The 26,854-nt window shown below is 67.1% G+C and carries 25 protein-coding genes; 8 read left to right on the forward strand and 17 right to left on the reverse strand.

Annotated features, from left to right (window positions below; genetic code table 11):
* Positions 1-60 precede the first annotated feature (60 nt).
* The 7 genes from JOF56_RS00005 to JOF56_RS00035 all read right to left on the reverse strand — a co-directional run bounded on the left by JOF56_RS00005 (position 61) and on the right by JOF56_RS00035 (position 6,411).
* The gene (locus JOF56_RS00005; RefSeq protein ID WP_209633089.1) at positions 61-1,458 is read right to left on the reverse strand and encodes an NAD(P)(+) transhydrogenase (Re/Si-specific) subunit beta; all 1,398 of its coding nucleotides are present in this window, start codon (positions 1,456-1,458) and stop codon (positions 61-63) included.
* The gene (locus tag JOF56_RS00010; RefSeq protein WP_209633091.1) at positions 1,455-1,742 is read right to left on the reverse strand and encodes an NAD(P) transhydrogenase subunit alpha part 2; all 288 of its coding nucleotides are present in this window, start codon (positions 1,740-1,742) and stop codon (positions 1,455-1,457) included. Before JOF56_RS00010 ends, JOF56_RS00005 begins: the two co-directional genes overlap by 4 nt.
* A complete protein-coding gene (locus JOF56_RS00015) occupies positions 1,742-2,821 on the reverse strand; it encodes an NAD(P) transhydrogenase subunit alpha (RefSeq protein ID WP_209633093.1) in 1,080 nt (359 codons plus the stop codon). Before JOF56_RS00015 ends, JOF56_RS00010 begins: the two co-directional genes overlap by 1 nt.
* A gap of 92 nt (positions 2,822-2,913) precedes the next feature.
* On the reverse strand, positions 2,914-3,561 hold the full coding sequence (locus tag JOF56_RS00020) for a hypothetical protein (RefSeq protein WP_209633095.1): 648 nt from the start codon (positions 3,559-3,561) through the stop codon (positions 2,914-2,916).
* A gap of 31 nt (positions 3,562-3,592) precedes the next feature.
* Positions 3,593-4,972 carry an FAD-binding oxidoreductase gene (locus JOF56_RS00025; RefSeq protein WP_209633097.1) on the reverse strand — a complete coding sequence of 460 codons (1,380 nt, stop codon included), beginning with the start codon at positions 4,970-4,972 and terminating at the stop codon, positions 3,593-3,595.
* 9 nt (positions 4,973-4,981) lie between these two features.
* Entirely contained in the window at positions 4,982-5,452 is a 471-nt protein-coding gene (locus JOF56_RS00030; RefSeq protein WP_209633098.1) for a GNAT family N-acetyltransferase, read from the reverse strand.
* Between the two features lie 68 nt (positions 5,453-5,520).
* A complete protein-coding gene (locus JOF56_RS00035) occupies positions 5,521-6,411 on the reverse strand; it encodes an IS982 family transposase (protein WP_209633100.1) in 891 nt (296 codons plus the stop codon).
* A 399-nt stretch (positions 6,412-6,810) separates the two neighbouring features.
* Between JOF56_RS00035 and JOF56_RS00040 the strand changes: the two genes are divergently transcribed.
* Positions 6,811-9,159 (forward strand): ATP-binding protein, encoded by a 2,349-nt coding sequence (locus JOF56_RS00040; protein WP_209633102.1) that lies wholly within the window; start codon positions 6,811-6,813, stop codon positions 9,157-9,159.
* Positions 9,160-9,173: 14 nt separating this feature from the next.
* Here JOF56_RS00040 and JOF56_RS00045 read toward each other — a convergent pair whose 3' ends face one another.
* Complete coding sequence (locus JOF56_RS00045; RefSeq protein WP_209633104.1) at positions 9,174-9,440, reverse strand: hypothetical protein; 267 nt, start codon at positions 9,438-9,440, stop codon at positions 9,174-9,176.
* Between the two features lie 29 nt (positions 9,441-9,469).
* Here JOF56_RS00045 and JOF56_RS00050 point away from each other — a divergent pair, with 29 nt between their 5' ends.
* The gene (locus tag JOF56_RS00050) at positions 9,470-9,811 is read left to right on the forward strand and encodes a hypothetical protein (protein ID WP_209633106.1); all 342 of its coding nucleotides are present in this window, start codon (positions 9,470-9,472) and stop codon (positions 9,809-9,811) included.
* A 118-nt stretch (positions 9,812-9,929) separates the two neighbouring features.
* Here the strand turns inward: JOF56_RS00050 and JOF56_RS00055 are convergent, their stop codons facing one another.
* Positions 9,930-11,474, reverse strand: coding sequence for an acetolactate synthase large subunit (locus tag JOF56_RS00055; RefSeq protein ID WP_209633108.1), 1,545 nt, complete (start codon positions 11,472-11,474; stop codon positions 9,930-9,932).
* 17 nt (positions 11,475-11,491) lie between these two features.
* Entirely contained in the window at positions 11,492-12,865 is a 1,374-nt protein-coding gene (locus JOF56_RS00060) for an FAD-binding oxidoreductase (protein WP_209633110.1), read from the reverse strand.
* A gap of 229 nt (positions 12,866-13,094) precedes the next feature.
* Between JOF56_RS00060 and JOF56_RS00065 the strand changes: the two genes are divergently transcribed.
* Both JOF56_RS00065 and JOF56_RS00070 read left to right on the forward strand, forming a co-directional pair.
* Positions 13,095-13,649, forward strand: a complete 555-nt coding sequence (locus JOF56_RS00065; RefSeq protein ID WP_209633113.1) for a 23S rRNA (adenine(2058)-N(6))-methyltransferase Erm(C) — start codon at positions 13,095-13,097, stop codon at positions 13,647-13,649.
* A 73-nt stretch (positions 13,650-13,722) separates the two neighbouring features.
* Positions 13,723-14,607 carry a S1 family peptidase gene (locus JOF56_RS00070; protein WP_209633115.1) on the forward strand — a complete coding sequence of 295 codons (885 nt, stop codon included), beginning with the start codon at positions 13,723-13,725 and terminating at the stop codon, positions 14,605-14,607.
* 55 nt (positions 14,608-14,662) lie between these two features.
* Here the strand turns inward: JOF56_RS00070 and tuf are convergent, their stop codons facing one another.
* A complete protein-coding gene (tuf, locus tag JOF56_RS00075; protein ID WP_209633118.1) occupies positions 14,663-15,844 on the reverse strand; it encodes an elongation factor Tu in 1,182 nt (393 codons plus the stop codon).
* Positions 15,845-16,062: 218 nt separating this feature from the next.
* Positions 16,063-17,115: a WD40/YVTN/BNR-like repeat-containing protein gene (locus JOF56_RS00080; RefSeq protein WP_209633120.1), complete on the reverse strand. Its 1,053-nt coding sequence runs from the start codon at positions 17,113-17,115 to the stop codon at positions 16,063-16,065.
* Positions 17,116-17,226: 111 nt separating this feature from the next.
* On the opposite strand from JOF56_RS00080, the gene JOF56_RS00085 reads away from it, so the two are divergent.
* Entirely contained in the window at positions 17,227-17,790 is a 564-nt protein-coding gene (locus JOF56_RS00085) for a DM13 domain-containing protein (RefSeq protein ID WP_209633122.1), read from the forward strand.
* Here JOF56_RS00085 and JOF56_RS00090 read toward each other — a convergent pair.
* The 3 genes from JOF56_RS00090 to JOF56_RS00100 all read right to left on the reverse strand — a co-directional run bounded on the left by JOF56_RS00090 (position 17,783) and on the right by JOF56_RS00100 (position 20,110).
* A complete protein-coding gene (locus tag JOF56_RS00090; protein ID WP_209647912.1) occupies positions 17,783-18,250 on the reverse strand; it encodes a methylated-DNA--[protein]-cysteine S-methyltransferase in 468 nt (155 codons plus the stop codon). The genes JOF56_RS00085 and JOF56_RS00090 overlap by 8 nt on opposite strands.
* Before the next feature lie 82 nt (positions 18,251-18,332).
* On the reverse strand, positions 18,333-19,610 hold the full coding sequence (gene xylB, locus JOF56_RS00095; protein ID WP_209633124.1) for a xylulokinase: 1,278 nt from the start codon (positions 19,608-19,610) through the stop codon (positions 18,333-18,335).
* 122 nt (positions 19,611-19,732) lie between these two features.
* A complete protein-coding gene (locus tag JOF56_RS00100; RefSeq protein WP_209633127.1) occupies positions 19,733-20,110 on the reverse strand; it encodes an STAS domain-containing protein in 378 nt (125 codons plus the stop codon).
* A gap of 173 nt (positions 20,111-20,283) precedes the next feature.
* On the opposite strand from JOF56_RS00100, the gene JOF56_RS00105 reads away from it, so the two are divergent.
* Complete coding sequence (locus JOF56_RS00105; protein WP_209633129.1) at positions 20,284-20,433, forward strand: hypothetical protein; 150 nt, start codon at positions 20,284-20,286, stop codon at positions 20,431-20,433.
* On the opposite strand, the gene JOF56_RS00110 is transcribed toward JOF56_RS00105, so the two are convergent.
* Together JOF56_RS00110 and JOF56_RS00115 are read right to left on the reverse strand one after the other, a co-directional pair.
* Positions 20,430-22,025: a phytoene desaturase family protein gene (locus tag JOF56_RS00110; protein ID WP_209633131.1), complete on the reverse strand. Its 1,596-nt coding sequence runs from the start codon at positions 22,023-22,025 to the stop codon at positions 20,430-20,432. The two genes, JOF56_RS00105 and JOF56_RS00110, sit on opposite strands and share 4 nt — an antisense overlap.
* Positions 22,026-22,070: 45 nt before the next feature.
* On the reverse strand, positions 22,071-24,686 hold the full coding sequence (locus JOF56_RS00115; RefSeq protein WP_209633133.1) for a glycoside hydrolase family 97 catalytic domain-containing protein: 2,616 nt from the start codon (positions 24,684-24,686) through the stop codon (positions 22,071-22,073).
* Between the two features lie 58 nt (positions 24,687-24,744).
* Between JOF56_RS00115 and JOF56_RS00120 the strand changes: the two genes are divergently transcribed.
* Positions 24,745-25,185, forward strand: coding sequence for a hypothetical protein (locus tag JOF56_RS00120; protein WP_209633135.1), 441 nt, complete (start codon positions 24,745-24,747; stop codon positions 25,183-25,185).
* 270 nt (positions 25,186-25,455) lie between these two features.
* A complete protein-coding gene (locus JOF56_RS00125) occupies positions 25,456-26,820 on the forward strand; it encodes a polysaccharide lyase 6 family protein (RefSeq protein ID WP_209633138.1) in 1,365 nt (454 codons plus the stop codon).
* The last annotated feature ends 34 nt before the right edge of the window (positions 26,821-26,854 follow it).

The raw sequence follows: 26,854 nt of genomic DNA on the forward strand, positions 1-26,854 counted from the left end.
TGCCAAACGGGCCGTTTCAGGGGGGTCCCCTTAACTGCATCGCCGCAGGTCAGAGGCCCTCTAGAGGGCTCGTAGCTCCTCCACCACCTCGCTGACGGACTTCTTGGCGTCGCCGAAGAGCATGGCGGTGCGGGGGTCGTAGTAGAGGTCGTTGTCGACTCCGGCGAAGCCTGGGCTCATCGAACGCTTCAGGACGATGACTGAGCGGCTCTCGTTGACCTTGAGGATCGGCATCCCGTAGATGGGTGAGCCCGGGTCGGTGTCGGCGGCGGGGTTGGTCACGTCGTTCGCGCCGATGACCAGGGCGACGTCCGTTCTGGCGAACTCGCCGTTGATCTCCTCCATCTCCTTGAGGTGCTCGTAGGGGACGTCGGCCTCCGCGAGCAGGACGTTCATGTGTCCTGGCATGCGGCCGGCGACCGGGTGGATCGCGTAGTAGACCGACACGCCCTTGCTCTCCAACTCCTTGGCCATCTCCCGGACGGCGTGCTGGGCCTGGGCCACGGCCATGCCGTATCCGGGCACGACGACCACCTGGCGGGCGTAGCTCATCTGGATGGCCGCGTCGGAGGCGCTGGTCCGGCGGACTGTCTTGTCGGCCGGACCTGAGCCGCCGGATATCGCCTCGCCGCCGAAGCCGCCGGCGACGATGGCCGGGATCGACCTGTTCATGGCCTTGGCCATCAGGTTCGTCAGGATGGTGCCGGACGCGCCGACGATCATTCCCGCCACGATCAGGGCGGTGTTGTCGAGCGCGATCCCCGTCGCCGCCGCGCTCAGGCCGGTCAGTGCGTTCAGCAGGGAGATCACGACGGGCATGTCGGCGCCGCCGATCGGGAGCACGACCATCAGTCCGAGCAGGGCCGACGACAGGAGTACCCCGATCATCAGCCACTCCGAGGTGGCGCCTGCCACCACTGCGACGCCGCAGGCCACGCCGATGAGCAGGAGCAGGAGGTTCAGCGGCTGCTGGAGCCTGCCCACCGAGATGGGCCTGCCCGGCAGGATCTCCTGGAGTTTGCCGAAGGCCACGTTCGAGCCCCAGAACGAGATCGAACCGATCAGGGCTGCGAACAATGTCGCGATCGCGACGTGCGCAGGCTCCTCCGCGAAGCCGTGTGACTGGCGGAACTCGACCCAGGCGACGATGGCGACCGCGCCACCGCCGACGCCGTTGAACAGCGCGACCATCTGTGGCATCGCGGTCATCTTCACCTTGCGCGCAGCCGGAATGCCGACCGCGGTACCGATCGCGACGCCCAGCAGGATGAGCCACCAGTTGCCCATGCCCGGCGTCAAAGCCGTTGCCAGTACGGCGATCGCCATGCCGACAGCGGCCAACATGTTGCCGCGCACGGCAGTCCGGGGGCCTGTCAGGCCCATCAGGCCGTAGATGAAGAGCGCGAACGCCACGATGTAGAGGCACTGGATCGTGACGGGATCCTGGAGCCAGCTCATTCCCGCGGCCCCTTGCTCTTGAACATCCCCAGCATTCGGTCTGTCACAAGGAAACCGCCGACGACGTTGATCGTGCCGAAGGCGATCGCGACCACGAGCAGGATCTGGTCGAGCGTGCCGGTCGCGCCGAGACCCAGCACGATGAGCGCGCCGAGCAGGACGATGCCGTGGATGGCGTTGGTGCCGGACATCAACGGCGTGTGCAACGTGTTGGGCACCTTGGAGATCACCGCGAAACCGACGAAGCCCGCGAGCACCAGGATGGCCAGGTTCTGTACCAGCATCAGGACTCCTTCCTGGTGACGCACGCGGACGCGACGATCTCGTCGTCGAAGTCCAGGTTCAGCCGGCCGTCGGTGACCAGCAGTTCCAGCAGGGCCTGGACATTGCGGGCGTACAGCTCGCTGGCCGACTCCGGCATGCTCGCCGGCAGGTTGAGCGGGGCCACGATCGTCACGTCATGGCGGACCACGACCTCACCGGGCACGCTCAGCTCACAGTTCCCGCCGGATTCGCCGGCCAGGTCGACGACCACACTGCCCGCGCGCATCGCGGTCACGGAGTCCTCGGTGACCAGGACCGGCGCCCGCCTGCCGGGCACCTGGGCCGTGGTGATCACGACGTCGTACCCGATCACGGCTTCGTTGAGCCGCTTCAGCTGTTCGGCGCGTTCCTCATCGGTGAGCGCCCGCGCGTAACCACCCTCGCCGCGAGCCTCGATGCCGAGGTCGAGCCACTTGGCGCCGACCGAACGCACCTGCTCGGCGACTTCAGGCCGGACGTCGTAACCCGTGGTCTGCGCGCCTAACCGCCGTGCCGTGGCCAGCGCCTGCAGCCCGGCGACACCCGCGCCGAGGACCAGGGTCTTGGCGGGCGGAACGGTTCCCGCGGCCGTGGTCAGCATCGGGTAGAAACGCGTCAAGTGTTGTGCGCCAAGCAAAGCAGCAAGATACCCGGCGACGCTGCTCTGCGAGGAGAGGGCGTCCATCGACTGTGCGCGGGAGATCCGCGGGATGGCCTCCATGGCCAGGCCGTGCACGTCCGCCGTGGCCAGCGCCTGCGCCTGATCGGTGCCGAGGAACCCGATCAGCACGCTGCCGGGTTTCAGACGTCCGATCTCCTCGTCGGTCGGGGCCGCCACCTTCACGACCACGTCGCAGGCCCACGGATCGCCGAGGGTCGCCCCGGCCTCCTCGTAGAGCCAGTCCGACATCAACGCCCCACCACCGGCGCCGGGCTCGACCACGATGTTCAGCCCCGCGGACCGCAGGCGTCCCACAACCTTCGGGACAAGTGCGACCCGTCGTTCTCCAGGGACCGACTCGCGCGGCACACCGACCGCGATGTTCTGGGTATCCGCCATTGGAGACCCTCCCCATGGAAACAGAACGTACGTCTTCTGTTGTACCACCGGTGTGGTCCGCACCACACCCTCCAACGACGGCTTTGTGGCAATCAGTCACGAACGAGGGTCTTGTGGTCCTCCGCGTCACGGGCGCGCGGCACGACCACCTTGGGCGGCCGGGTTACGTAGGGCCGGACCAGGCGGATGATCGCCAGACCCGCTGCCAGTAACGGGACCATCGCCGCCATCGCCGCGGCGGTCGCCCCCGCGCGCGCCACGTCCCTGGGAATCAGGGTCACGCGGCTGTTCATCACCGAGACCTTGCCCGGCAACGCCAGCAGCACGAGAACCGCGATGAAGCCGACCATCGCGATGACCGCACGGAACACAGCGGGGTGATAGCCGATCCCCTCCGCGGCAACCAGCACGGCCAGCCAGCCGGACACGGCCGTGAGCTGGGCACGTTCGGTCGTGGCAGCCCAGAGCAGGCCGCCGGCCACGGCCACCACGGCGAACACCCAGCCTCTGGACGGGTCACGCGCCCACTGCGAGACCGCGTCCAGCCACCCGACCGGCACGCCCGCCCAGCCGAGCAAGCCCCGGGGAACGTCCAGGGGTGCCATCGGCGGAGCCACCGCCTGCCCGAGCACCCACGCGAACGTCCATACCGAGACCACACACGCCAGTACCAGCTGCCCGCGTGACCGGTCGGTCACACAGGCCCAGATCCTGGCCAACTCCCGCCGCAAGGTACGCATTCGAACACTCCCTCGCCGGCACCTCTCCCGCTTAAGATGATCTTTGATCGACTGCCGCGCGTCCAGTCGCCCGCGAGTCGATCACTCGACCGGGGTTGAGGATCCCGCGCGGATCCAGTGCGTTCTTGATCTGCTGGTGCGACCACAGCGCGGCTTCGTCCAGCTCCCGCGCCAGCCAGTCACGTTTGAGCAAGCCCACGCCGTGCTCGCCGGTGATGGTTCCGCCGAGATCGAGGCCCAGCTGCATGACCGCGTCGAACGCCTGCTGCGCTGCCTCAGCCTGGGCGTGGTCGAACAGCACCGCGGGGTGCATGTTGCCGTCGCCCGCGTGACCGCATGTGGCGATGAAGACGTCGTACTGCTTGGCGATCCGTTCGATGCCGTCGACAAGTTCGGCCAGGTGCCTGCGGGGCACGCACACGTCGTCGACCAGGGAGGCCGGGTACTCCTCGAATGCCAGGCCGACCAGCCTGCGGCCCTGCATGAGCAGGTCGGCTTCGGCCGGGTCCTCGGAGACGATCACTTCGGTCGCGGCGCACTTGCGTGCCGACAACTCGAAAGCAGCCAGTTCCTCCGGCGCCTTGGTGCCCGCGTCTGACTGCGCGATGAGTACGGCGCCGACCCCAGGCGGGAACCCGAGGTCCTGCAGTTTGGCGACGGCTTCGATCGTCGCGGCGTCCATGAGCTCCAACGCCGCAGGCCGGAACCCGCCGCCCAGGTGGTCGGCGACCGCACGGCACGCGTCCGCCGTTGTGTCGAAGAACGCGACTGCCGCCAGCGGCCTCGCGGCAGCGGGCCTGAGCGCGACGGTCACCTCGGTCACGACGCCGAGCGTTCCTTCTGAGCCGACGAACAACCGGGTCAGGTCGTAACCCGCGACTCCCTTGGCAGTGCGGCGGCCGGTCCGCATGACGCGACCATCGGCCAGGACGACCTGCAAGGCCCGGACGAAATCACCGGTGACGCCGTATTTCAGGCAGCACATGCCGCCAGCGTTGGTCGCCACATTGCCGCCGATCGACGAGATGTCCTTGGAACCCGGATCAGGCGGGTAGTAGAGCCCCTTCTCGGCCACCGCGGCGGCGAGTGTGGCGTTGATGACGCCCGGCTCGACCACGGCTATCTGCTCTTCGACGTCGATGTCCAGAATCCGGTCGAGTTTCTCGACGTTGAGCAGAACGCATCCATCGAGTGCGTTCGCTCCGCCGGAAAGCCCGGTACGCGCACCCTGCGGCACTACCGGGACGTTGTTTTCGCTGGCCCACTGGAGGGTTTGCACGACATCCTGCAGCGACCTCGCCCGGACCAGCGCTTTCGGCGTTCCACTGGGACAGAACGAGGCCCGGTCGGTGCGATATGCCGCAAGCACAGCCGGGTCATCCGTGGTCGCCTGAACCGGTAGCGAGGTCACTCCTCAACGTTACGCGCCGATCAGTGCCTTTTCGAAGGGCAGCGGGCCGGAGGTGGGCGGGGATGCCAGGTCGAACAGCGCGGTGTAACCGTTGGCCAGGTAGAGGTTGACGGCTTCGGGCTGGTTCGGGCCGGTCATCAGATATATCCGGGTGTAGCCGCGGCCGGCGGCTTCCTTTTCCAGTTCGGCCATGATGCGGGCGGCGAGACCACGACGCCGGTGGTCACGGTGGGTCCAGACCCGTTTGACCTCCGCGGTGTCCGGGTCATAGCGCTGGAACGCCCCACCGGCGATCGCCTGCTCGTTCTCGATGAGAACAAGGAAGGCGCCGTCCGGTGGGGCGAACCTGGCTGCCGGGTAGGCGATCAGGTCTTCGTACACCGAGCCGTAGCGGCTGGCGTACTCCTGCACGAGGTCTTCAAGCAGCGGCCGCACGACCGGATCGGTCATGGCGACATGCCGGACTTCCAGGCTGGACATGCCATCGACGCTACTTGACGTGTCAGACAGGTCCCACCATCTAGACGATTGATGCGGTGAAGTTGATGTTAGTGATCGAAGGCTGTGAGCGACCTTTTGCTGGTCAGGCCGGTCATCCAGTTGTGCCAGATGCCGGCGGCCATGGCCAGCAGGCGCTGGGCGACACGGGTGAAGACCCCCAGCGGGGTGCGTCCACCGTGCCGTTCCAGGTCGAGCTGCCCTTTGAGGGTCTGATTGACTGATTCGATCCGTTGGCGGACACCGCCGAGGCTGCCATTGCGGTAGGTCTCGTCCTTGCGGTCCGGACGCAGCAGCCGTATGCCCATCGACTCGGTGAGTTTCTTGAAGGGCTTACCGGAGAAACCCTTGTCGGCCACCAGGATCTGACTCTCGCGGATGAGGTGGTGATTGTTGTCGAGCAAGGCCGCCAGCACCTCCCGTTCGCCGATCTTGGGGTCGGCCAGGCACCACATGATCGGCATCCCGTCCCCGGCACAGACCAGGTACAGCTTCAGACCCCAGTACCACCGGGAGTGTGACGCGCAGTAACCGTAGTTGGCGTGTCCGGCCAGGTCAGACCGTTTCACCGTCTCGCGGGACATGCCGCAGGGCACCGGGGTGGCGTCGGTGATCCACATATCGTCAAACCAGGACGGGCAGCAGGCGGCCAGGGTGATGATCGTCTTGCACAGCAAGGGTTGCGCGGTCTTGAGGCGTCGGTGGTAGCCGGATTGGGACAGCATGTAGGGGAACATGCCGATCAGTTCGGGGGTGGCGTGGACGTGGCGGACCCAGCGGCGTTCGTTGCGGTAGCCCAGCATGATCTGGGCCACCGCGAGGCAGATCAGTTCACTGTCGGTGAGGTCGGGCCGGTGGCCACGGCCGGTGCGGGCTGGGACGACGTGGTCATCGACCAGCACGTAGAGTGCGGTCAGGAGGGTGTTCAGGTTTTTCGTCACACATTGATCTTGGACGCCCTCCTGTGACTGAGCGCTGTCCGGTAGTTGGCCACCGGGGCGCTCAGGCGGCTTGGATTTGGATGACGGTCTAGGTCATCGGCTACCTGAGTCACCGCTGCCCAGCCTCACCCTCCGGTGACACAGAGAGGCTCACTGGCGTTTGGTGGCCATTGTCGAGACTGCGTCTACTCCTGCCGTTCCACCATGCCGGGTTGCTGCCGCATTCTTGCCGCTGGAGTTGTCGGCTGTGCCGGGTCTTCTTTCGGTGCGCTTCTTTCGGTGCGGAGGTTTGTGAAGTGCCCTGCGGAACGTCGCAGTGAAGGCATCACGGCTGCTGGGGGCCTCGCTGAACGAGTCCGGCACGCGACCGGGATGAGACCACCGAACGTGCGACCCGTGATGTCGGGCACCAGGTCGCGGCAGCATGGGGGCAATCTTCCCGCCGAGGTCACCAGTTTCGTGGGCCGGCGCAGGGAGGTCTCCGAGGCGAAACGGCTGCTGTCCGCCGGCCGGCTGTTGACGTTGACCGGGGTCGGCGGGGTGGGCAAGACCCGGCTGGCGTTGCGGGTGGCGGCCGGGGTGCGGCGGGCGTTCGCCGACGGGGCGCGGCTGGTGGAGCTGGCCGCGCTGCAGGACCGGACGCTGCTGGAGCAGACGGTCGCGGACGCGGTGGGGATTCGTGATCGGTCCGCGCGGTCGCCGCGGGAGGTCGTGGTGGACTACCTGCGGGACAAACAGCTGCTGTTGGTGTTGGACAACTGCGAACATCTGGCGGACCGCTGCGCGGGGCTGGCGACCGACCTGCTTACGGCGGCGCCGGCGCTGCGGATCCTGGCCACCAGCCGGCACGCGCTGTCCACACCGGGCGAACATATCCTGGCGGTGCCGCCCCTGCCGGTGCCGGACCCCGAACGCCCACCGCAGCCTGGAAAACTGCTCCACAACGAGGCGATCCGCCTGTTCACGGAGCGCGCGACGGCGGTGCGGCCCGACTTCGCGATCACCGCCGGCAATCACACGACGATTGCCCGGATCTGCCACCGGCTGGACGGGCTGCCGCTGGCGATCGAGCTGGCCGCGGCGCGGCTGCGGGTGCTCTCGCCGGAGCAGATCCTGGCTCGGCTGGACGACCGCTTCCGCCTCCTACGCGCAGGCAGCCGGACGGTGCTGCCCCGTCACCGGACGCTGCGGGCAGTGGTCGACTGGAGCTACCAGCTGTGCTCGCCGCTGGAGCAGATGCTGTGGGCGCGGGTGTCGGTGTTCGCCGGCGGGTTCGACCTGGAGGCGGCCGAGGCGGTGTGTGCTGGGGAGGGCATCGCCCGGGATCGGGTGCTGGATCTGGTGGCGGAGTTGGTGGACAAGTCGATCCTCATCCGGGAGGACCAGGATCACGGCCCCCGGGTGCGGTACCGGTTGCTGGACATCATCGCCCACTATGGGCTCGACGCCTTGAAGGCGGCCGGGCAGGAGGCGGTGCTGCTCCGACGGCATCGGGACTACTACCTGGGGCTGGCCGAACGAGGCAACACTGAGTGGTTCGGCCCCACCCAGCTGGAGGTGCTCGCCCGCACCCGGTGTGAGCACGCTAACCTGCGCCTCGCGCTGGAGTTCTGCCTGGCCATGCCCGGCGAATCCGAGACCGGGTTGCGGCTGGCCACGGCCCTGCGCTTCTACTGGCACTGCGGCTTCCTGTCCGAGGGCCGGCACTGGCTGGACCGGGCACTGGCCCAGGACACCGAGCCGAGCAGGGCGCGGGCCACCGCCCTGTGGATCAACGCCCACCTCGCTGTCCTGCAGGGGGATGCCTCCGCCGCCGCGGCCATGGCGGAGCAGTGTCGAGATTGGGCCCTGCCGCGCGGCGCGGACAACCTGCTGGCATATGCCCTGTTCATCCTGGGAACCGTCGCATGGCTCAGCGGCGACCTCCGGCGCGCGCAGGCCCTGTTTGAGGATGTCCTGGCGCGCTTCGAGGCCCTCGGTGAACTGAACGACATCGTGATCATCGCCTATGCCGTGCTGGCCGCGGTGGCCCTGCTCCAGGATGATCTCGCCCGCGCCGGCGAGCTCTGCCAGCAGGGCCTTGCGCTCGGTGAGCGGCACGGCGAGCAATGGGCGCGGGCCTACACGCTCTGCACTCTCACCCTCGCCGAATGGGCCCGGGGCGAGGTGGCGCTGGCGAGCGCGCACGCCCGGGAGGGTCTGCGGGTCATGCGCGCCCTCCACGACGCCTTTGGCATGGCGTTGCTGGTCGAGCATCTGGCGTGGATCGTTGGGGCGGCCGGCGAGGATGAGCCGGCCGCGGTGCTGCTCGGCGCGGCCAGCACGATCTGGCCCCTGCTCGGTGGCCAGCCTCTGTTGGGCGCCCCGCATCACCTTGCCGCGCATGAGGCGTGCGAGCGGCAGGCCCGCCGCGCCCTGGGTGACCGCGCGTTCCAGACCGCGTTCGGCCACGGCGCAGCACTCGACCTCGACCAAGCCGTCGCCTACGCCCTCGGGGAGAAACCCGCGCCCGCCGCCCCGGCCACCACCGCGACCGATACCGCGGGCACGTCGTTGACCCGCCGGGAGCGGCAGGTCGCCGACCTGGTGGCCGAGGGGCTGTCCAACAAGGACATCGGGGCGCGGTTGGTGATCGCCCAGCGCACCGCCGAAGGCCACGTCGAGCACATCCTGACCAAACTCGGTTTTACCAAGCGTACCCAGCTGGCCGCGTGGGTCATCGAACAACGCGAAGGCCGGGACCGGTGATGGCCGGCGTGGGATCACCTCGACCGGTGGGGAATCTGCCGGGCGAGGTGACCAGTTTTGTCGGTCGCCGGCGGGAGATCACCCTTGCCGCGCGGCTGCTGCGGCGGGTGCGGCTGGTCACGCTGACCGGGGTGGCCGGGGTCGGCGAGACCCGACTGGCCCTGCGAGTGGCCGCCCAGGTGCGCGGGCCGTTCCCGGGCGGGGTGTGGCTGGTCGAGCTGGCCGCGCTGACCGACGAGAAGCTGCTGGCCCAAACGGTCGCCGATGTCCTGGGCGTCCACGATCAGCAGGGGCCGCGGCCGCCACGGAGATGCTGGCGGACCACCTGGCCGACAAACAGTCGCTGCTGGTGGTGGACAACTGCGAGCATCTGGTGGACGCGTGCGCGGTGCTGGCCGGTGATCTGTTGGCCGCCGCGCCGGGGCTGCGGATCCTGGCCACCCAGGACATCACCGCCCTCCCGGCCATCGCCCCACGCGCCGCCGACAGCCACCACCGCATCAGGCCAAACTCGACCTCACCGACCGCACCCAACTCGCCGCACGGATCACCCACCACCCACAACCACCAGACGATCAGCAGCGGTATCGCCCCTCACACACCGGCGATCCCGCTCGACTCAAGTAGCCGCTGGGCGCAAGGCTGTGGCTGATTCTGGTGCTCAAGCGGCAAACTGGCACGCTCAACTGGCCAAATGAAGCGCTCAGTCACACCTCCTCCTATGCCCGGACACTAGCCCGGCTTCACATGATCTTTACCGCATCAATCGTCTAGAAAAGGGTCGGGACCATGGCCTCGATCACGTGCGGGCCTGGCTTGGACTGGGCCTCGCGGAACTGCTCGGCCAGTTCCTCCGCTGTGCCTGCCCGGGTCCCGGGTACGCCCATGGCCTTGGCCAGCGCGACGAAGTCGAGGTCCGGGCGGGACAGGTCGAGCAGATCCAGTGCCTTCGGCCCGGTGCTCTCCGCGCCGACTCGCTGCAGCTCCAGCTTCAGGATCGCGTACGAACGGTTCGAGAGCACGACTGTGGTGACGTTCAGCTCTTCGCGAGCCTGCGTCCACAACGCCGAGGCTGTGTACATCGCGCTGCCGTCGGCCTGCAGGTTGATCACCGGGCGGTCGGGGCACGCGACTGCGGCGCCGGTCGCGGCGGGCATGCCGTAGCCGATCGAGCCACCGGTCAACGTGAGCACGTCGTGCTTGGGTGCGCCTGCCGTCGCCATCGGCAGCAACAGGCCGGACGTGTTCGACTCGTCGACGATGATCGCGTTCTCCGGCAGCAGCGCGCCGATGACGTCGACCCAGTTCTGCGGGGTCAGGTCGCCGGTCGGCAGGCTGGGCCGCCTTGCCTCCTGCAGCAACGGTTCCACGTCCGCGGCGACGATGTCGGCGATCGCCTCCAAGGCGGCCGCGATGTCGTCACCGGGCTCGGCCAGGGCGTGGACCTTGCAGCCGTCCGGCACGAGGTCGCTTGCCTTGCCTGGGTAGGCGAAGAACGACACAGGCGACTTCGCGCCCGCGAGGACGATGTTGCGCACGTCCGTCAGCTGGTACGTGACCTGCTCGGCCAGGTAGCCGAGCCGCTCGACGGCAGGCACGCCCGCACCGCGCTCCATCCGCGTCGGAAACGTCTCGGCGAACAGCTTCACGCCCGTGGCCTGCGAAATCCGGCTCGCCGCACGCAGCGCGCGCTCACGCGTACCGACGTTGCCCAGCAAAATGACCGTCGATTCGCCTGAGCGCAACACGTCGACGACTGCCTGCACGACGTTCTCAGAGACGGTCGCACGCACCGGCTGTGCGAGCGACGCGGACGGCACGCCACCTTCGGTCCACGACACGTCGGCGGGCAGGATCAGCGTTGCGACCTGCCCGGACTGCGCGATCGCGACGGCTTCGGCGGCATCCGCGGCAAGCGACTCGGTCGAGGTGCTTGTCCTGGACCAGCCGACGGTGCCTGACAGCGCCTCGATGTCCGACTCGAGCGGCGCGTCGTACTGCTTGTGGTACGTCGCGTGGTCGCCGACGACGTTCACGATCCCGGTCCGCGCGCGGCGCGCGTTGTGCAGGTTCGCCAAGCCGTTGGCCAGACCCGGGCCGAGGTGCAGCAGCGTCGCCGCCGGCTTGTCGGCCATCCGTGCGTAGCCGTCGGCCGCGCCGGTCACCACACCCTCGTAGAGCCCGAGGATGCCCCGCATCTCCGGCACCGAATCCAGTGCGGCGACGAAATGCATCTCCGAGGTGCCCGGGTTGCCGAAGCAGACGTTCACGCCCGCGTCGACGAGCGTGCGGATCAGGGCCTGTGCGCCGTTCATCGTCGAAATGCTCCCACTCAGTCGAAAAGAACGCCGGGGTTGAGGACACCGGCCGGGTCGAACGCGACCTTGATCCGCCGCATGAGGTCCACTTTGGCCGGATCGGTCAGCGCCAGGAAGCTCTTGACGTGCTTCTGGCCGATGCCGTGCTCGCCGGAGATCGCGCCGCCGAGATCGATACCCGCCTCGAACAGCCCGCGCAGCACCCGCTCGCGGACCTCGGCGTCCTTCTGCAGCACCGCCAGGTGCACGTTTCCGTCGCCGGCGTGCCCGCAGCCGATCACGAACGTGTTGTTCTCCTGCGCGATCTCGCGGACGCGCGCCATGAACTGGGGCAGCGCGGCACGCGGGATCACGGTGTCGATGATGTCGTCGGCACCCGCGGCTTTGGCTGTGAAGAACGCCTTCTCGCGCGCGTCGATCAGTTTGCGGGCCGACGGTCCGGGCAAGACGTAGACGTCCTTGGCACCCAGACCGGACAGCAGTTCGCCGAGCTCCTCGATGTCCTCGTCAAGCCGGTCGGCGCTGCGGTTCTCCAGCATCACCACGAGATACGCCTGCGAGGTCTCCCGGACCTCGTCGGGGATGCCGAGCTGCAACTGCGCGCTGTAGGTGATCGCGCCCATGGTCAGGCCGTCGATGTACTCCAGGATCAGCGGGCCGAGGCCGCTGCCGACCACCTTCGGGACCGCACGGGCGACCTCGTCGAGATCGACGAACGGCGCGAGCACCGTGCCCTGGTGCTGTAGCCGCGGCTGCACCTTCAACACTGCCTCGGTGACGAGCGCGAGCGTGCCTTCGGAGCCGATGATCAGCTGGGTGAGGTCGTAACCCGTGCTCGCCTTGACGAACTTGCCACCGGTCCGGATCACTTCGCCGGTCGGCAGCGCGGCCTCCAGCCCCAGGACGTTGTGCCTGGTCACGCCGTACTTGATGGCACGCATGCCGCCCGCGTTCGTGCCGACGTTGCCGCCGATGCTCGCGCTGAGCTCACCCGGGTACACGGGATAGACCAGGCCCGCTTCGGCCAGTTTGTCGTCCAGTTCCTGCAGCGTGACGCCCGGCTGCACCACGGCGACGTGGTTCTCGGTGTCGATCTCCAGGATGGCGTTCATCCGCTCGAACGAGATCAGCAGGCCGTTCTCCCGCGGCGCCGAAGCACCGGACAAACCTGAGCCAGAACCTCGCGCGGTCACCGGAATCCCCTGCTCGGCGGCGGCCTTGAGCAGCAGCGCCACCTGTTCGGCGTTCTCCGGCCGGGCCACGTAGGCCGGCTTCACGGGCTCCCGGCTCAACGCCTCGTCATGGGCATAGTCCTCGCCGATCGCGTCCCCAGTGAGCAGATGCTCAGCACCGACGACGTCAGACAGCGTCGTCTTGATGTCCGTCATGGACGCTCCCTTCATACCCGCCGGTAACTCTAGTGCTTCGGCGGAAAAACCGGTTGTGCCCGGTTGCTAACGTCGACGGCGTGGGATGTTTCTTCACTTTGATCAGGTTGCGCCGCCGCTGAGGCGCGCGACCCCCTTGACCTGCTGATCTTCAGCTGAGCCCGGTTCTTCGGGCTCGGCGGGTCGTTGTCGCCTCAGAACAACAGCACTCTCATCCCGCTCTTGTTCCGTGCTGGAGACGACCTTGCTTCCCCACACCTCCTCTGGTGTCCATTTCCTGTCCGCGCACGCCGTCATCCGCCAGTTGATCCGTTCGTCCGGGGCCGGTCCCGGCGATCTGGTGATCGACTTCGGCGCCGGCCCGGGCACACTCACCGCTCCACTGGCCGCGACGGGCGCACGCGTCCTGGCGGTCGAACGCGACGAGGCCTTCGTCCGCAAACTCAGCCGCCGGTTCGCCGACCAGCCACTGGTCAAGGTCGTCCACGCGGACCTGCGGACAGTTCCCTTGCCCAGTAGGGATTTCTCTGTTGTCGCAAGCATTCCCTACGCACTGTCCACAGTGCTCCTGCGACGGCTGCTTTCCAGGCCACGACGCGCTCTCGTCGGCGCGGACATCGTGGTCGAGTGGGGCTTCGCGCGGCGAGTTGTTGCCGCACAGTCCAAAGAGACCGCCGCATGGGCCCGGAAATACGAGATGCGAGTGGCGAGGCGGATACCGGCGAACTGCTTTCGTCCCGCCCCTCGCGTGGACTCCGCGCACCTCGTGATCAGAAGGCGGTGACGGAAACGATCTGAACCGCCACGCGCTGTTCGCCCGTATGGGTATTGAGCCTAACTATTGGGAGGCATCGCCATTGCGTAGCGCACACAAGAAGATCACCAGGAAGAAGGTCGTCCTCACGGCCGCGGGGATCGCTGTCGCCGCCACGGCGGCGTTCGCGATTCCCCAGGCCAGCGCCACAGATTCGCAGCCGGCCGCCGGACCGTCGCTGGAGGCGTTACGGACCATCCCCGGCACGGCGTGGGCGGTCGACCCGGACACCGATCAGACCCTGATCACCGCCGACAGCACCGTCACCGACGACCAGTGGAACAGCCTGCAGGCCGCGGGCGGGGACAAAGTGCGGTTGGAACGGGCGCCTGGCCGGTTCACCTTGTTCGCCGAGGGCGGCGACGCGATCTTCGGTGGCGGGGCCCGGTGCTCGCTGGGATTCAACATCAAGTTGAACAACGGCGACCCCGGCCTGCTCACCGCCGGTCACTGCACGGCGGCCGCACAGCAGTGGTCGGTCAACCAAGGCGGTCGGCCTGTCGCCACCGTGCAGCAGTCGACGTTCCCCGGCAACGGCGACTTCGCCGTGTTGTCCTACAACGACCGCAACACCCAAGCACCAAGCGTTGTGGACACAGGCAACGGCAGGACGGTCCAGATAAGGCAGGCCGCGGACGCGCGTGTGAACCAGAACGTCCAACGGATGGGCAGCACAACTGGGCTGCGCAACGGGCGGGTGACCGCGCTGAACGCCACAGTGAACTATCCGGAGGGCAGGGTCACCGGGCTCATCCAGACCACGGTGTGCGCCGAAGGCGGTGACAGCGGCGGACCGCTGTTCACACAGGACGGCTCCGCGCTCGGCCTGACCTCAGGCGGTTCCGGCGACTGCCGGACCGGTGGCGTGACGTTCTTCCAGCCGGTGACCGAGGCGCTGGACGCCGCCGGAGCTCAGATCGGTCAGTGACTGCTCTTGAGGTCACCTTTGGGGCGCTTCATGCCCCAAAGGTGACCTGCAAGGTTCAGTCCAGCACTTCGGCGACCGTGCCGGCGGCCACGGTCAGGCGGCCCTCACGGATGGCGAAACCCTGGCCCTTGGTCATCGCGATCGGCTTGCCGAGTTCCACGACGAACTCGGTGCTGTCACCCGGCAGCACCATCGCGGACTCGAGTGTCAGCGAACCCGGCACGTCACTGGTCCGGAAGTGGAACTGCGGGCGGTAGTTGTCGTGAATCGGCGTCCGCCGTCCGCCTTCCTCCGCCTTGAGCACGTACACGTCCGCACGGAACCGCCGGTGCGGCATGACGCTGCCAGGCAGGCTGAGCACCTGGCCCCGCCTGATCTGGTCACGCTTCACGCCACGCAGCAGAATCGCGGCGTTGTCACCCGCCTCGGCCCGCTCCAGCGACTTGCCGAACATCTCCAGCCCGGTGACCACACTGGTGAAAGTCGGCTCCAGGCCGACGATCTCCACGGTGTCGCCGAGCTTGATCGAGCCCTGCTCCACCGCGCCGGTGACCACCGTGCCACGGCCGGTGATGGTCATGGTGTTCTCCACCGGCATCAGGAACGGCAGGTCGAGCCGCCGCACCGGAACCGGCACGTGCTCGTCCACGGCAGCGAGCAGCTCCACGATCTTCTGCTCCCAGACCGGGTCGCCCTCGATCGCCTTCAGCCCGGACACGCGCACGACCGCAACGGTGTCGCCGTCGAACCCGTAGCGCGACAGCAGCTCCCGGATCTCCAGCTCGACGAGGTCGAGCAGGTCGCCGTCGGCCACCATGTCCACCTTGTTCAGTGCGACAACGATGTGCTCGACACCTATTCGGCGCGCGAGCACAACGTGTTCCCGCGTCTGCGGCATCGAACCGTCCTCAGCGGACACAACGAGGATCGCGCCGTCGAGCTGAGCCGCGCCGGTGATCATGTTCTTGACGTAGTCGGCGTGGCCAGGCATGTCGACGTGGGCGTAGTGCCTGGTCGGCGTCTCGTACTCGACGTGCGAGATGTTGATCGTGATGCCGCGCTCGATCTCCTCGGGCGCGCGGTCGATCTTGTCGAACGCCGTGAACTTCGTGCCGTTGCCCTGCGCGGCAAGGACTTTGGTGATCGCCGCGGTGAGGGTGGTCTTGCCGTGGTCGACGTGGCCCATCGTGCCGATGTTGACGTGCGGCTTGGTGCGCACGTACTGCTGCTTGCTCATTTCGTGTGTTCTCTCTGCGAAGCTGGACATGCGGAACCCGCAGCTGCACGACCCTCCCCCGTGGGTTCCGCGAGAGGAGGCGGAAAGGGAGAGGGTCAGCTATCCAGCGATGCCGACAGCACGCTCAGCAGGCACAGGCCTGCGAGCGTCGCCAAGTCGCGCATCCGGAACACGAGAGGGACTGTAGCGCGGCCACAGTCCCTCTCCAAATGTATTTACTACCAGCGGAACTTGGCGACGCGTCCCTTCTCGCCGGCGGCCCAGCACGCGCCGTCCCAGCCACAGTCGACGGTGTCGAAGCTGCCGGAGTCGAACTGGCGCCAATGGTTGCCGCCGTCCAGGCTGATGTCGCTGCCGGTCGGCCCGACGGCCAGGATCCCGATCGGCAGGTACGGGATGTAGGTCGCGCCCGAGCGGTAATCCTTGGGCGCCTGCGGTGGCTTGACCCAGCTCTTGCCGCCGTCCCGGGTCTTGGCCACGGCGTCCTTGGTCGGTTTCGTCGCGTCGAAGTCGCCGCCGATCGCGACACCGGTCCTTGTGTCCCGCATCGCGACCGTGAACACGCCCGCACTCGGTCCGCTCTGGATCGGGGTGTCGCTGACCGTCCAGGTCAGGCCGCGGTCCTTCGAGTGGTAGACGCGGGCTTTGGCGTCGCCGCCGGAGGCGATCCATGCGTCCTTGTGGCCGGCGGTGACCAGGCACTGGCCGCTCGCGGCGAACGCGAACTCGGCGGGCTGTGCGGCGGGCATGCCCGTGTTCGGCAGCACCTTCCAGCTCTTGCCGCCGTCACTGGTGGACAGGATGCGGAACTTGCCGTCGACCGGGTCACTCAGCGCCAGGCCGTTGCGGCGGTCGAAGAACGACATGCAGTCGTAGAAGGCCGGTTGGTCCGGATTGCGGAAAGTCTCGGTCCAGGTCTTTCCACCATTGGAAGTGATGTAGATCCGGGAGTCCGGGCCGTTGCCGATCGACATCGCCACAGCGTTGTCCGCGTCGAACGCCTCGATGTCGCGGAACTGCAGGGCCGCGGTGTCCGGCGGGCCGACGCTGTCCCACGTCCGGCCGCCGTTGGTGGTCCGCAGCACCGTGCCGAGGCTGCCGCTCGCCCACGCCGTCCGGCCGTCCACAACAGACAGTCCACGCAGCCGGGCCTCGCTGCCGGTCGGGGTCAGCTGCCACGACGGGCCGCCGCCCCTGTCCTGGTCCGCGACCGCGGGTGTCGCACCCGCCATGAGCAGGGCAATTGCCGATAACGCACCGATCCACCTCATGCTGGCGGAAGCTACCCGATGCGCTGCGAGCAGGCCACCGCCATCAGTCGTAAGGATCCGGTAAGGGCGGTTCGCCGCATTTTTGCCCGGACAGCGTGTGTAATAACTGCCATGCGTGCACTGTTGCGGAGGAAAGTCACCTGGGCAGTCCTGGCCGTTCTCGCCGTCGCGGGAGCGTTCGCCATGTGGGCGTTCCAGCCTTGGCGCCTGTTCACCAGCAGCACACTCGACGAGGCGCTCCCCCTCGCTCAGCCCGTCGCCGTCGAAACGCCTGTGTCCAGCACTCCGGCCAGTACCGCGCCCGCTCCGTCCACTTCGGCCGCTCCCGCGGTGCCGAAGGAGCTGGCCGCGGGTGACTTCGTTTCCCAGGAGCACAAGACATCCGGCCGGGCCGCCGTGCTCGAACTGCCAGACGGCTCCCGGGTGCTCCGGCTGACCGGACTGGCCTCTTCGGACGGTCCGGACCTGCATGTCTGGCTCACCGACGCCACCGCGGGCGGCGACTGGTTCAAGTACGACGACGGCCGCCAGGTGAAACTCGGCAAACTCAAGGCCACGCACGGCAACCAGAACTACGCCATACCTGCGGGCACTTCGCTCGACGGCCTGCGCAGCGCGGTGATCTGGTGCGACCGATTCAACGTCGCTTTCGGCTCAGCGGCCCTGTTCAGCTGAGGACCAGTGCACCACTCTCGAAGTCGAGCAGGAACCGTTTGCGCTCAATGCCTCCGCCGTAACCGGTGAGGTCGCCGGTGGAGCCGATCACGCGGTGGCACGGCACGATGACGCTGATCGGATTCTTGCCGTTGGCCAGTCCGACCGCCCGGGACGCGGTGGGCCGGCCGAGCTGTTCCGCAAGCTGGCCGTAGGTAACCGTTTCGCCGTAAGGGATTTCGCACAGCGCAGTCCACACCGAGCGCTGGAACTGCGTGCCGCCGAGGTGAATCGGCAGATCGAAGTCGGTCCGCCCGCCGGCGAAGTACTCGTCGAGCTGCCGGATCACCTCAGGGAACGGCTCGGGATCCGGCACGCCGAACAACTCGTCCGCCGGACGGTACCGCTGCAGATCCATGTACAGACCGCTGAGCACACCGTCAGTCGCCACCAGAGTGAGCGGACCGCACGGGCTGTCCATCACCGTATGACAGTTCTTCTCGTACACAGCTCATAGTCTGGCGCAGGCAGTGTCCACCGGCTGGCGAAAATCGGACATCAAGTCACCAGACCGGAGGTTGTCCCGTGAGAGTCCACGCGGCCTGCCGGGCGGCACCGAGCGCCACATACTCCGCGGCAGCCGGAACCTCCACAGGCACAGCGAAAAGCTCACGCGCGATGGCCTGCACCGCGGCAGACCGGGCACCGCCCCCGATCAGCAGAATCCGCCGCTCCACAAGCCCGACCGCACGCAACGCCTCAAGCCCAGCGCTGAGTCCTCCGAGCATTCCCGCCACGGCCGCCCGCGCCACGTTCGCCGGAGTCATGTTGTCCCGGCGCATGCCAAGCAACGACCCAGTCGCATCAGGCAGGTTCGGAGTGCGTTCGCCGTCCAGATAGGGCACGAACTGCAGCCCACCGGAGTCGGCGACCGACAACGCGAGTTCGTCCAACTCCGACAGCTGCACACCAAGCATCGTCGCGGTGGCAGTAAGCACCCGCGCCGCATTCAACGTGCACACCAACGGCAGGAACCGACCGGTGGCATCGGCAAAACCGGCAACAGCACCCGTGCTGTCAGGCGTGATCTTGTCGGCAACCCCGAACACAGTGCCACTGGTCCCGATGGATACGACAACATCACCGGCCTCAAGCCCAAGCCCCAACGCGGCAGCCATGTTGTCACCAGTCCCAGCCGACACAAGAATGCCGTCCGGCGTGCGGCCCGCGGAGTCATCCGGACTGAGCACCCGCGGCAGCTCAGGCACCCGCCCGAACGCCTTGACCAGCAGATCCTCGCGATACTTGCCGTCAGCCGCGGAGAAATAACCAGTACCCGACGCGTCGCCACGGTCGGTGACCAACGCCCCGGTCAGCTTCCACGTCAGCCAGTCATGCGGCAGCAGAACAGTCGCGACTTTTTGGGCGAGCTCAGGCTCATGTTCGGCCATCCACCGCAGCTTGGTGACCGTGAAACTGGCAACCGGCACAGAGCCGACAGCGTTGGCCCACTCCTGCGGCCCACCCAGCTCCTTGATCAGGTCCTCAGCAGCACCCGCCGACCGCGTGTCATTCCACAGCAAAGCAGGCCGGACAACCTCACCATCAGCGTCGAGCGTCACCAGCCCATGCTGCTGGCCACCAACCCCGATCGACGCGACACCGTCAAGCAACCCATCGGCCGTGGCCTCCTGAAACGCCCGCCACCACTCATCCGGGTGAACCTCAGTACCGTCCGGATGAGCCGCGCGGCCCTCCCGCAGGACCTGCCCGGTCTCCGCGTCACACACAACCACTTTTGTGGACTGGGTAGACGAATCCACGCCCGCGACCAACGCCATTCGGCCATCCTAACCGCCCGGCGCCAGAATTCGTTTACCTACTGAACTGATTGCTCCCTCCGCCCGCCCACCCCGGCACCACGCCCCACCGTGGCCGGAAGTCCACGGCCTTGCCGAAGCTCTCACCGGGGAAGAGATGAGCCCTTTGGCAGGCCCTCGAGGGCTTCGGTCAGGGTGCGGCGAACTGGGAGCAGGTCCAGCAGGCCGCTGATCTCCAACGGTCGCAGGACTGGCGGGGATGTTGCGACGATGCGCAGCGTTGTGGCGGTCCGGTCCGCTTGTTGGTGGGCCTCTATCAGCAGGCCGAGGCCGGCTGAGCCCATGAAGACGACTCCGGACAGGTCGATCACCAGGGCGGGCGGCGTTTGGGCGAGGTGGTCGAGTACGTACTCGGACATTGTGTCGATGGTGGAGATGTCCACCTCGCCGGATACGTGCACGACGGCCACTGGGCCGAGGTCACTGCGCGTTACGGTGATGTGTTCGTTCGGGTCTAGCATCGACGGGACCATCGGCGCTTCCTCTCAGCGCACGAGGCAGATGAGCCGAGGCTGCCCTTTCAACCCAAACCGCACCCACTTCGGGGGATAGTCCTTCAACCGTAAGCCTCCGTCACACCAGGCGCAAACGCTGCACCGGTTTCACGGCATGCGGTCACGGCTACCCGGATGCCATGACCAGCCAGGAGAACGAACCGATAACTCCCGACCCGCCGCAGCCACCGGGGACTCCGGATCCGCCGGATCTCGATGTCGATGTCAAGAAGATCCAGCGCAGGGCCGAGGCCGAGGTGGACGATGACAAACAGGAACCACCGGACTAATCGGAGCCGTACAGCAGGCGGTTGATCGAGTGTGTCATCGCACGGTAGGCGCCGCCGGTCCACTTTTCCCGAGCCAACGCCGCTCGTGCCGCGTTCGCGCCGGCGGCTCCGTGTACGGCGCCGCCGGGATGGGCGGACGCTCCTGCCAGGAACAGCCTGTCGATCGGGGTGTCGGCGCGGGCCATTCCGGGAATCGGCCGGAAGATCAGCTCCTGGTGGATGGCCGCCGTGCCCTGGTTGATGGCGCCGCCGTTCAGGCTGAAGTTGAGTTCTGCCAGGTCGTGCGGGCCGGTGATGGCCCGTGCCTGGATCAGGCTGGTGAATCCGGGCGCGTGTTTCTCGATTGCCTGCTCTATCCGGTCGGCCCGGCGGCGCAGACTGCCGTCGGTCAGCAGCTTGCCGCGGGGAACATGCGTGTACGCCCACGCGGCCTCAGTGCCTGCCGGTGATCGGGAAGGATCCGCGGTGGTCATCTGGCCCAGTAGGAGGAACGGGTTACGCGGCACACGTCCGCACGCGAGGTCGTTGCTGATTCCGGCCAGCCCGTCGACGTCGGCGCCGAGGTGGACGGTGCCGGCCTGCCTGGCCTCCGGCGCGGTCCACGGGATCGGGCCGGACAACGCCCAGTCCACTTTGACCGTCGCGTCGTCCCATTCGAACTTGTCCAAATCAGACACAAGCCGGGCGGGAAGATGCTCTACGCCAACGAGTTCCCGGTACAGCATAGGAGCAGGAACGCTGGCAAGTACCGCGCGGGTGGCCCTGACACGCCCGCCCTGTCTGTCCTGCACGCCCATCGCCCGGCCATCGGCGAGAAGCACTTTCGTCACGAGCCTGCCGCACTCCACGTGACCGCCGCGAGCCTTCAGACGGGCGATCAGCGCGTCGATCAGGCTGCTCGCGCCGCCTTCCGGCACCGGAAAACCGACATCCTGGCCGAGCATGGACAGCAACCAGCCGAACACCGCGCTCCCGGACGAATCCGGGCCCAGATCTGTGTGCATCGCATTGCCCGCGAGCAACACTCGAGCGCCTTCCCCGGCGAACGTCTCAACCCCGAGCCTGCGCACAGGCAGCGTGGCCATCCGCACGAACCGCAGCATTTCCGCGGTCCCCAAAGTTCGCACGAGCCCTGTAGCGGCACGGACGGGCGGGAACGGCCGTGTCACTGCGTTCAGCAAATGGTCGCGGATACGTTGCCACTTCGCGTATTCCGCGCGCCACGCGTCGCCGTCCTCGGGGGCGAACGTCTCCAGTGAACGCACGGTCGTGTCGAGATCACGCGACAACAGCACCGCCCGGTCGTCCGGGAACACGTGCGCCAGCACCTCAGGCGCGTGTCGCCAACGCAGTCCGTACTGCTCCAGCCCAAGCTCGGCGATCACGGGCGACGCGATGCCGAGCGGGTAGAACGCGCTGCACAGGTCGTTGCGGAAACCGGGCGCGGTGATCTCCGCTGTGCGGACCGCGCCGCCGGGTTCGTCCGCGTTCTCCAGGACCAGCACCGACCAGCCCGCGTCCGCCAGCACGTTCGCCGCGACCAGGCCGTTCGGGCCGGACCCGATCACCACCGCGTCTACCGATTCGGCCATGGACAGTGAGTACCCCACTCGGGGGTGGTCAAGCAAGGCGAATAATCACGAGCACCGCACCCGGGCATCCGCCCACGACGCGTGGTCGTTCTGGGTCCCGTCACCGCCGTCGGCCACGCGCAGTGTCAACGTCCGGACACCGGTGACGTTGATCTGCAACGACTTCACCGGCGACCGGACACCCAGCACCTCAGTATCCACAAGGGAAGAACCGTCACCGGAGACACCGAAACTCACTGTCCCGCCAACGCGTTGCCGTGCGACGTCCAGCCCGGCTTCGTCGTCCACACCGACATCGGCCACGAATTGCGTGCACCGGCCGTCCAACGCGAAACTGATCGCGGCGTTGGCGTGCGTTCCCAGGCCTTTGCCGTAGTTCTGCCGCCGGATCGCGATCGGCCGGCCGTCGCGCGCCGCCGGGCCGCCGTTGGCCAGGTCGAGCTCAACCGGGCCGTCGCCGCTGGATCCGGTGAACGCCAGGTCGCTGAGGTACGACCAGCCCGCCGGCAACGGTTTCCAGACGTGTATCCGCGTGGTCTGCTCGTCCTCCAACCGCCTGGCACCGGAACGGAACGCGGCGACAACGGGAATGTCGAAGTAGCCGTACTCGGCAGGCGGCTTGAGCGTCCACTTTCCGGATATTTCCTGGCCTGGGCGCAGCCGGTCCGCCTTGATCGCCGGACCGGTGACCGTCCACCCGGCCGGTACCCGTGGCGCGAAGGTCACGTCGTTGACCACTGTCGTGGCGCTGAACTTGCCGGATACCTCGAATCCGTTGCTGGTCGCGGTGACCGTCGTGTCCGGAACCGTACGAACCGGCTCGTCGCATGTACGGATACCTGGCCGCCAACGGCACGCGATGGCAGCGAATCCACCGTCCTTGACGACATCGACCGTGAGGTTCTCACCTGACCGCAGCACGCGCTGTTCACGCACCAGACCGTCCCGCACCATGTCGACGAGCCACTTACCCGCCGGAATGTTCAACGGCACGCTGACTGTCCGCGCTGCGCCCGAGAAACCGCCGCCGATGAACCATCTCTCACCGCTCCGGCGCGCGAACACGGCACTCTCGGCAGGCCGCCCGGCCAGCAACCGGGTTTCGTCCCAGGCCGTGGGGACCTGGTCGAGGAATCGCTCCGCCTCCGGCCGGGCCTGGTAGCCCTCGATCTGACCGGCGAAGTTCTGGAATCCCGACTCGAACACCACCGCCAGTGCCAGTTCGTGGGCGTCGGATGTGGGACGGCTGGGCCGGTGCCAGGCCATCGGTGTGTAGTCCATCGAACCGGATACGTTGCGCGTAAAGGGCAAAGCGGTCAAATGAGTCGTGTTGAGGTTGCTGGACTTCTCCCCGCCGTGCACCGCTTCCATGGTCATCACGTTCGGCCAGGTGCGCTGGATGCCGTGCGGCAGTGTCGATCCATGGAAATTGATCATCAGGTGGTGCCGGGCGGCGGCAGGCAGGATCTGGTCGTACCAGCGAAACCGCTGCTGCGAGTCGGAGTCCATGAAGTCGATCTTCAGCCCGGCCACACCCCAGCGCTCGAACAACGCCAGCCTGCGGGTCTGCTCCTCGACCGTGTCCAGCTCGTCGTAGTGCACCCACGTCTGGATCTGCACACCGCGCGCCCTGGCGTAGTCCACCAGCTGCGGAATCCAGCTCGTGGTCTCCCACGACGGGTCGTAATCCCAGTTCGGATCGAAGTACCAACCCGCATCCACCAGCACATATGGCCAGCCGTGCGCTGCGGCGTAGTCGACGTACGCCTTCTGCATCGACAAGCTCTGCCCGGCCTCACGCCCGCCGGCCAGCCAGCTCCAGAACACCTTGCCGGGCTTGATCCACGACGTGTCCCGCAGTTTCGACGGCGTCGCCAGGTCGTCGACCAGAGTCGACTGCGCCACGGTGGCGAGGTCGCCGATGATCATCGTGCGCCAGGCGGTCTGCACCGGGCCGCCGGTCTCGACCTTCTCGTCCCAGTACTTGATCCGGTACAGCCCGCCGCCCTCATGCACCAGGCGCGCACCGGAATGCCGTCCGTCCACATCGGATTCCGTGATGTGCAGGTACGTGCCGCCGACGTCGAACAGTGCCGGATGCATGTACTCCGTCGCCTCGGCACCGTCCGACGTGGTCTGCAGGAACGGGTTCTCGTAGTCCCGCCGGTATTTCGCCAGCCAGGCGGCACTGCCCGGGGGAACTTTGTATGCGGACGCCTCATTAAGGATCGCGCCATACGAGCGCGGCAGCGAATAGCGGTACGCGACCCCGTCATGCGAGGTCCGCACAAGCAGATCAAACCGCGCGCCACCAGCGGCTTCGAACGTGTAACGCTGCTCCATTTGCGCCACTGTCCGAGAACCTTGCTTGCCGGACTTGGTGTTGTAGTGTTCGAACACCGGTTTGCCCGACCGCCGGAGCAGCTTCAACCCCTTTGACAAGTCCATCTGCTCAGTGGTGATCCCCACCGGGCTGGGTAACAGGATCGACTGCCCGGCCTTGCTCACCGCTAAGGAGATCCGGCCGTCGCCGTCGAGTGTGACGTCGGCGACCGGGCCGCGGTACCCACTCCGATCGTCCGCGTTCGCCGGCAAGACCGTGACCAGGCCTGCCACGAGCGCGGAAATGGTGACAGCCCAGCGTGTCGCCGGAGTTGGCATCGTTGCACTCCCCAAGGCACCAGAACGGACCAGACATCCGATGTATACGCTTTCATCAGTGCTAGGTCTAGCCTCCCGCCGGGTAAAGGTCGGAGGGTGTGGCCTACTGGCCGCGTTCGCGTTGACCGCCTGCACACAGGCGCCGACCGAGGGTAAGACCGTCAGAATCCCCACATTCGAGGACACTCCGGACGTCACGGCGCCGCCCACGACGCCGCCCACCCCGGAGTGGACGCCGACGTGGGAGGCGAGCCTGCCCACAGTCGCCCCGGTGATCAAGCCCAGCGGCACCACGCCGCCCAAGCCCCCGCCTGCCACGAGAACACCGCCGCCGACCAGACCTCCGATCGTCACCATCCCGACGCTGCCGGGCGTCCCGTTTGCCAAAGAAGGCGGAAGGTGTTCCCCCGAAGGCGCGATCGGAATAACCCGAACGGGTCAGCCGCTGGTGTGCACAAAAAGCGGCCGGGGCGAATCGCTGCGGTGGCGTGCGCCCTGAGCAGCACGTCACTCACGTAGCGGTACGTGCGTGAAAATGCCGTGGCTACCGTGAAACCCGGGTGCGGCCTCGAAAAGGAGGAGCGATGAAGGGTACATGCGGATGTTGCGGCTCCTGCAGCGGTCCGGGCTGTGGTTGTTGCTCGAGCTGCTCGTAGTGAAGAACGTTCTCACCGGCCCCTTGTTCCGCTCGCTGGGACCGGGGGCCCATTCTTGACCTGATCCGCTAACGTGTTTTGTGTCCGCCGCCAACGACATTGGAGAGTTGGCGATGATACGACACAGTGCCGTGTTTCTTTCCCTGCTCGCCGGCCTGGTGGTTGTGCCGGGCCAGGCATCCGCGGCAACAGTCCGGGTGACCAGCTTGTCCGCGCTGCAGAACGCGCTCGATTCGGCGAACACCGGTGACCGGATCGAACTGGCCGACGGCACGTACACCGCGAGTGGCGCGATCACGATCCGGCGTTCCGGCACATCCTCCGCGCCGATCACCGTGACCGCGGCGAACGTGGGCAAGGCCGAGATCCGCGGCTCCACGGGTTTCTCGTTCGCCAGCGGCGTGAACAACGTTGTGCTGCAAGGCTTCAACCTGCGTCACGGCGGTTCGCTGTCGGTGCCGGCCAACGCCCACCACATCCGGATCTCCCGCAACACCGTGCAGCTCAGCGGCGGCGGCAACTGGGTCACGGTGAACGGCAACGACGTCGAAATCGACCGCAACTCCTTCCAGAACCGCAGTTCCGAAGGGGTTTTCCTGCAGATCTCCGGGCCGGGCGACAATGTCGCCAAACGGACCCGGATCCATCACAACTATTTCTACAACCACACTTTCAGCGGATCCAACGGCGGTGAGTCGATCCGTCTTGGCTACAGCCACAAACAGTCCTATTCGGCCAACGCGGTCGTGGAGTACAACCTGTTCGAGAAGGCCAACGGCGATTCCGAGGCGATCTCGGTGAAGTCGTCGGACAACATCGTGCGCTACAACACGATCCGCGACAGTCGCGGTTACATCGTGTTGCGGCACGGCAACCGGAGTGTGGTGGACGGCAACCTGATCTTCGGTGCGTCCGGTATCCGGTTCCACGGCAACGACCACAAGATCATCAACAACTACGTGGCCGCGTCGGGCGGCCGTGCCATCGTCTTCGGCAGCGGCTCCGAGGCCGACAGCGGCCCGACCAGCACCGGGCACGACCGGCCAGACCGGGTGACCGTCGCCTTCAACACCGTGCAGGGCACCAACGCGGTGATCGACAGCGACGGCGGCGATTTCAAACCCAAGGACTGCGTACTGGCCAACAACATCATCGTCGGCACGTCTGGCACCCTCGTCGACATGGTCAGTGGTTCCACCGTGCGTTACGAGGGCAACATCGCCTGGGGCGGCTCGGCCGGCATGCCGTCCGGCGGTTACCGGTCCGTCGATCCCAAGCTGGTCCGCGACGCCAACGGCCTGTCCCGGCTGTCGGACAGCAGCCCGGCCATCGACTCGTCAGCCGGCACGTACTCCTACGTCACCACCGACCTCGACCCGCCGCAGGCCCGGTCGGGCAAGCTCGACGTCGGCGCCGACGAACTCGGCGGCTCCCGCAAACCGCTCGCCAAGACCGACGTGGGGCCACTCGCCCCCTGACCCCGTGTTGACTCTGACACCGTGTCAGCTCATA

The organism is Kibdelosporangium banguiense, assembly GCF_017876405.1.
Taxonomy (GTDB): domain Bacteria; phylum Actinomycetota; class Actinomycetes; order Mycobacteriales; family Pseudonocardiaceae; genus Kibdelosporangium; species Kibdelosporangium banguiense.

Coding starts and splice junctions, on each gene's coding strand:
- JOF56_RS00085 (WP_209633122.1), top strand. CDS start 17,227: ATGCGTGCACTGTTGCGGAGGAAAGTCACCTGGGCAGTCCTGGCCGTT.
- JOF56_RS00125 (WP_209633138.1), top strand. CDS start 25,456: ATGATACGACACAGTGCCGTGTTTCTTTCCCTGCTCGCCGGCCTGGTG.
- JOF56_RS00010 (WP_209633091.1), bottom strand. CDS start 1,742: ATGCTGGTACAGAACCTGGCCATCCTGGTGCTCGCGGGCTTCGTCGGT.
- JOF56_RS00040 (WP_209633102.1), top strand. CDS start 6,811: ATGTCGGGCACCAGGTCGCGGCAGCATGGGGGCAATCTTCCCGCCGAG.
- JOF56_RS00100 (WP_209633127.1), bottom strand. CDS start 20,110: ATGCTAGACCCGAACGAACACATCACCGTAACGCGCAGTGACCTCGGC.
- JOF56_RS00015 (WP_209633093.1), bottom strand. CDS start 2,821: ATGGCGGATACCCAGAACATCGCGGTCGGTGTGCCGCGCGAGTCGGTC.
- JOF56_RS00060 (WP_209633110.1), bottom strand. CDS start 12,865: ATGACGGACATCAAGACGACGCTGTCTGACGTCGTCGGTGCTGAGCAT.
- JOF56_RS00030 (WP_209633098.1), bottom strand. CDS start 5,452: ATGTCCAGCCTGGAAGTCCGGCATGTCGCCATGACCGATCCGGTCGTG.
- JOF56_RS00005 (WP_209633089.1), bottom strand. CDS start 1,458: ATGAGCTGGCTCCAGGATCCCGTCACGATCCAGTGCCTCTACATCGTG.
- tuf (WP_209633118.1), bottom strand. CDS start 15,844: ATGAGCAAGCAGCAGTACGTGCGCACCAAGCCGCACGTCAACATCGGC.
- JOF56_RS00115 (WP_209633133.1), bottom strand. CDS start 24,686: ATGCCAACTCCGGCGACACGCTGGGCTGTCACCATTTCCGCGCTCGTG.
- JOF56_RS00090 (WP_209647912.1), bottom strand. CDS start 18,250: ATGGACAGCCCGTGCGGTCCGCTCACTCTGGTGGCGACTGACGGTGTG.
- JOF56_RS00110 (WP_209633131.1), bottom strand. CDS start 22,025: ATGGCCGAATCGGTAGACGCGGTGGTGATCGGGTCCGGCCCGAACGGC.
- JOF56_RS00055 (WP_209633108.1), bottom strand. CDS start 11,474: ATGAACGGCGCACAGGCCCTGATCCGCACGCTCGTCGACGCGGGCGTG.
- xylB (WP_209633124.1), bottom strand. CDS start 19,610: ATGGCGTTGGTCGCGGGCGTGGATTCGTCTACCCAGTCCACAAAAGTG.
- JOF56_RS00080 (WP_209633120.1), bottom strand. CDS start 17,115: ATGAGGTGGATCGGTGCGTTATCGGCAATTGCCCTGCTCATGGCGGGT.
- JOF56_RS00105 (WP_209633129.1), top strand. CDS start 20,284: ATGACCAGCCAGGAGAACGAACCGATAACTCCCGACCCGCCGCAGCCA.
- JOF56_RS00050 (WP_209633106.1), top strand. CDS start 9,470: ATGCTGGCGGACCACCTGGCCGACAAACAGTCGCTGCTGGTGGTGGAC.
- JOF56_RS00020 (WP_209633095.1), bottom strand. CDS start 3,561: ATGCGTACCTTGCGGCGGGAGTTGGCCAGGATCTGGGCCTGTGTGACC.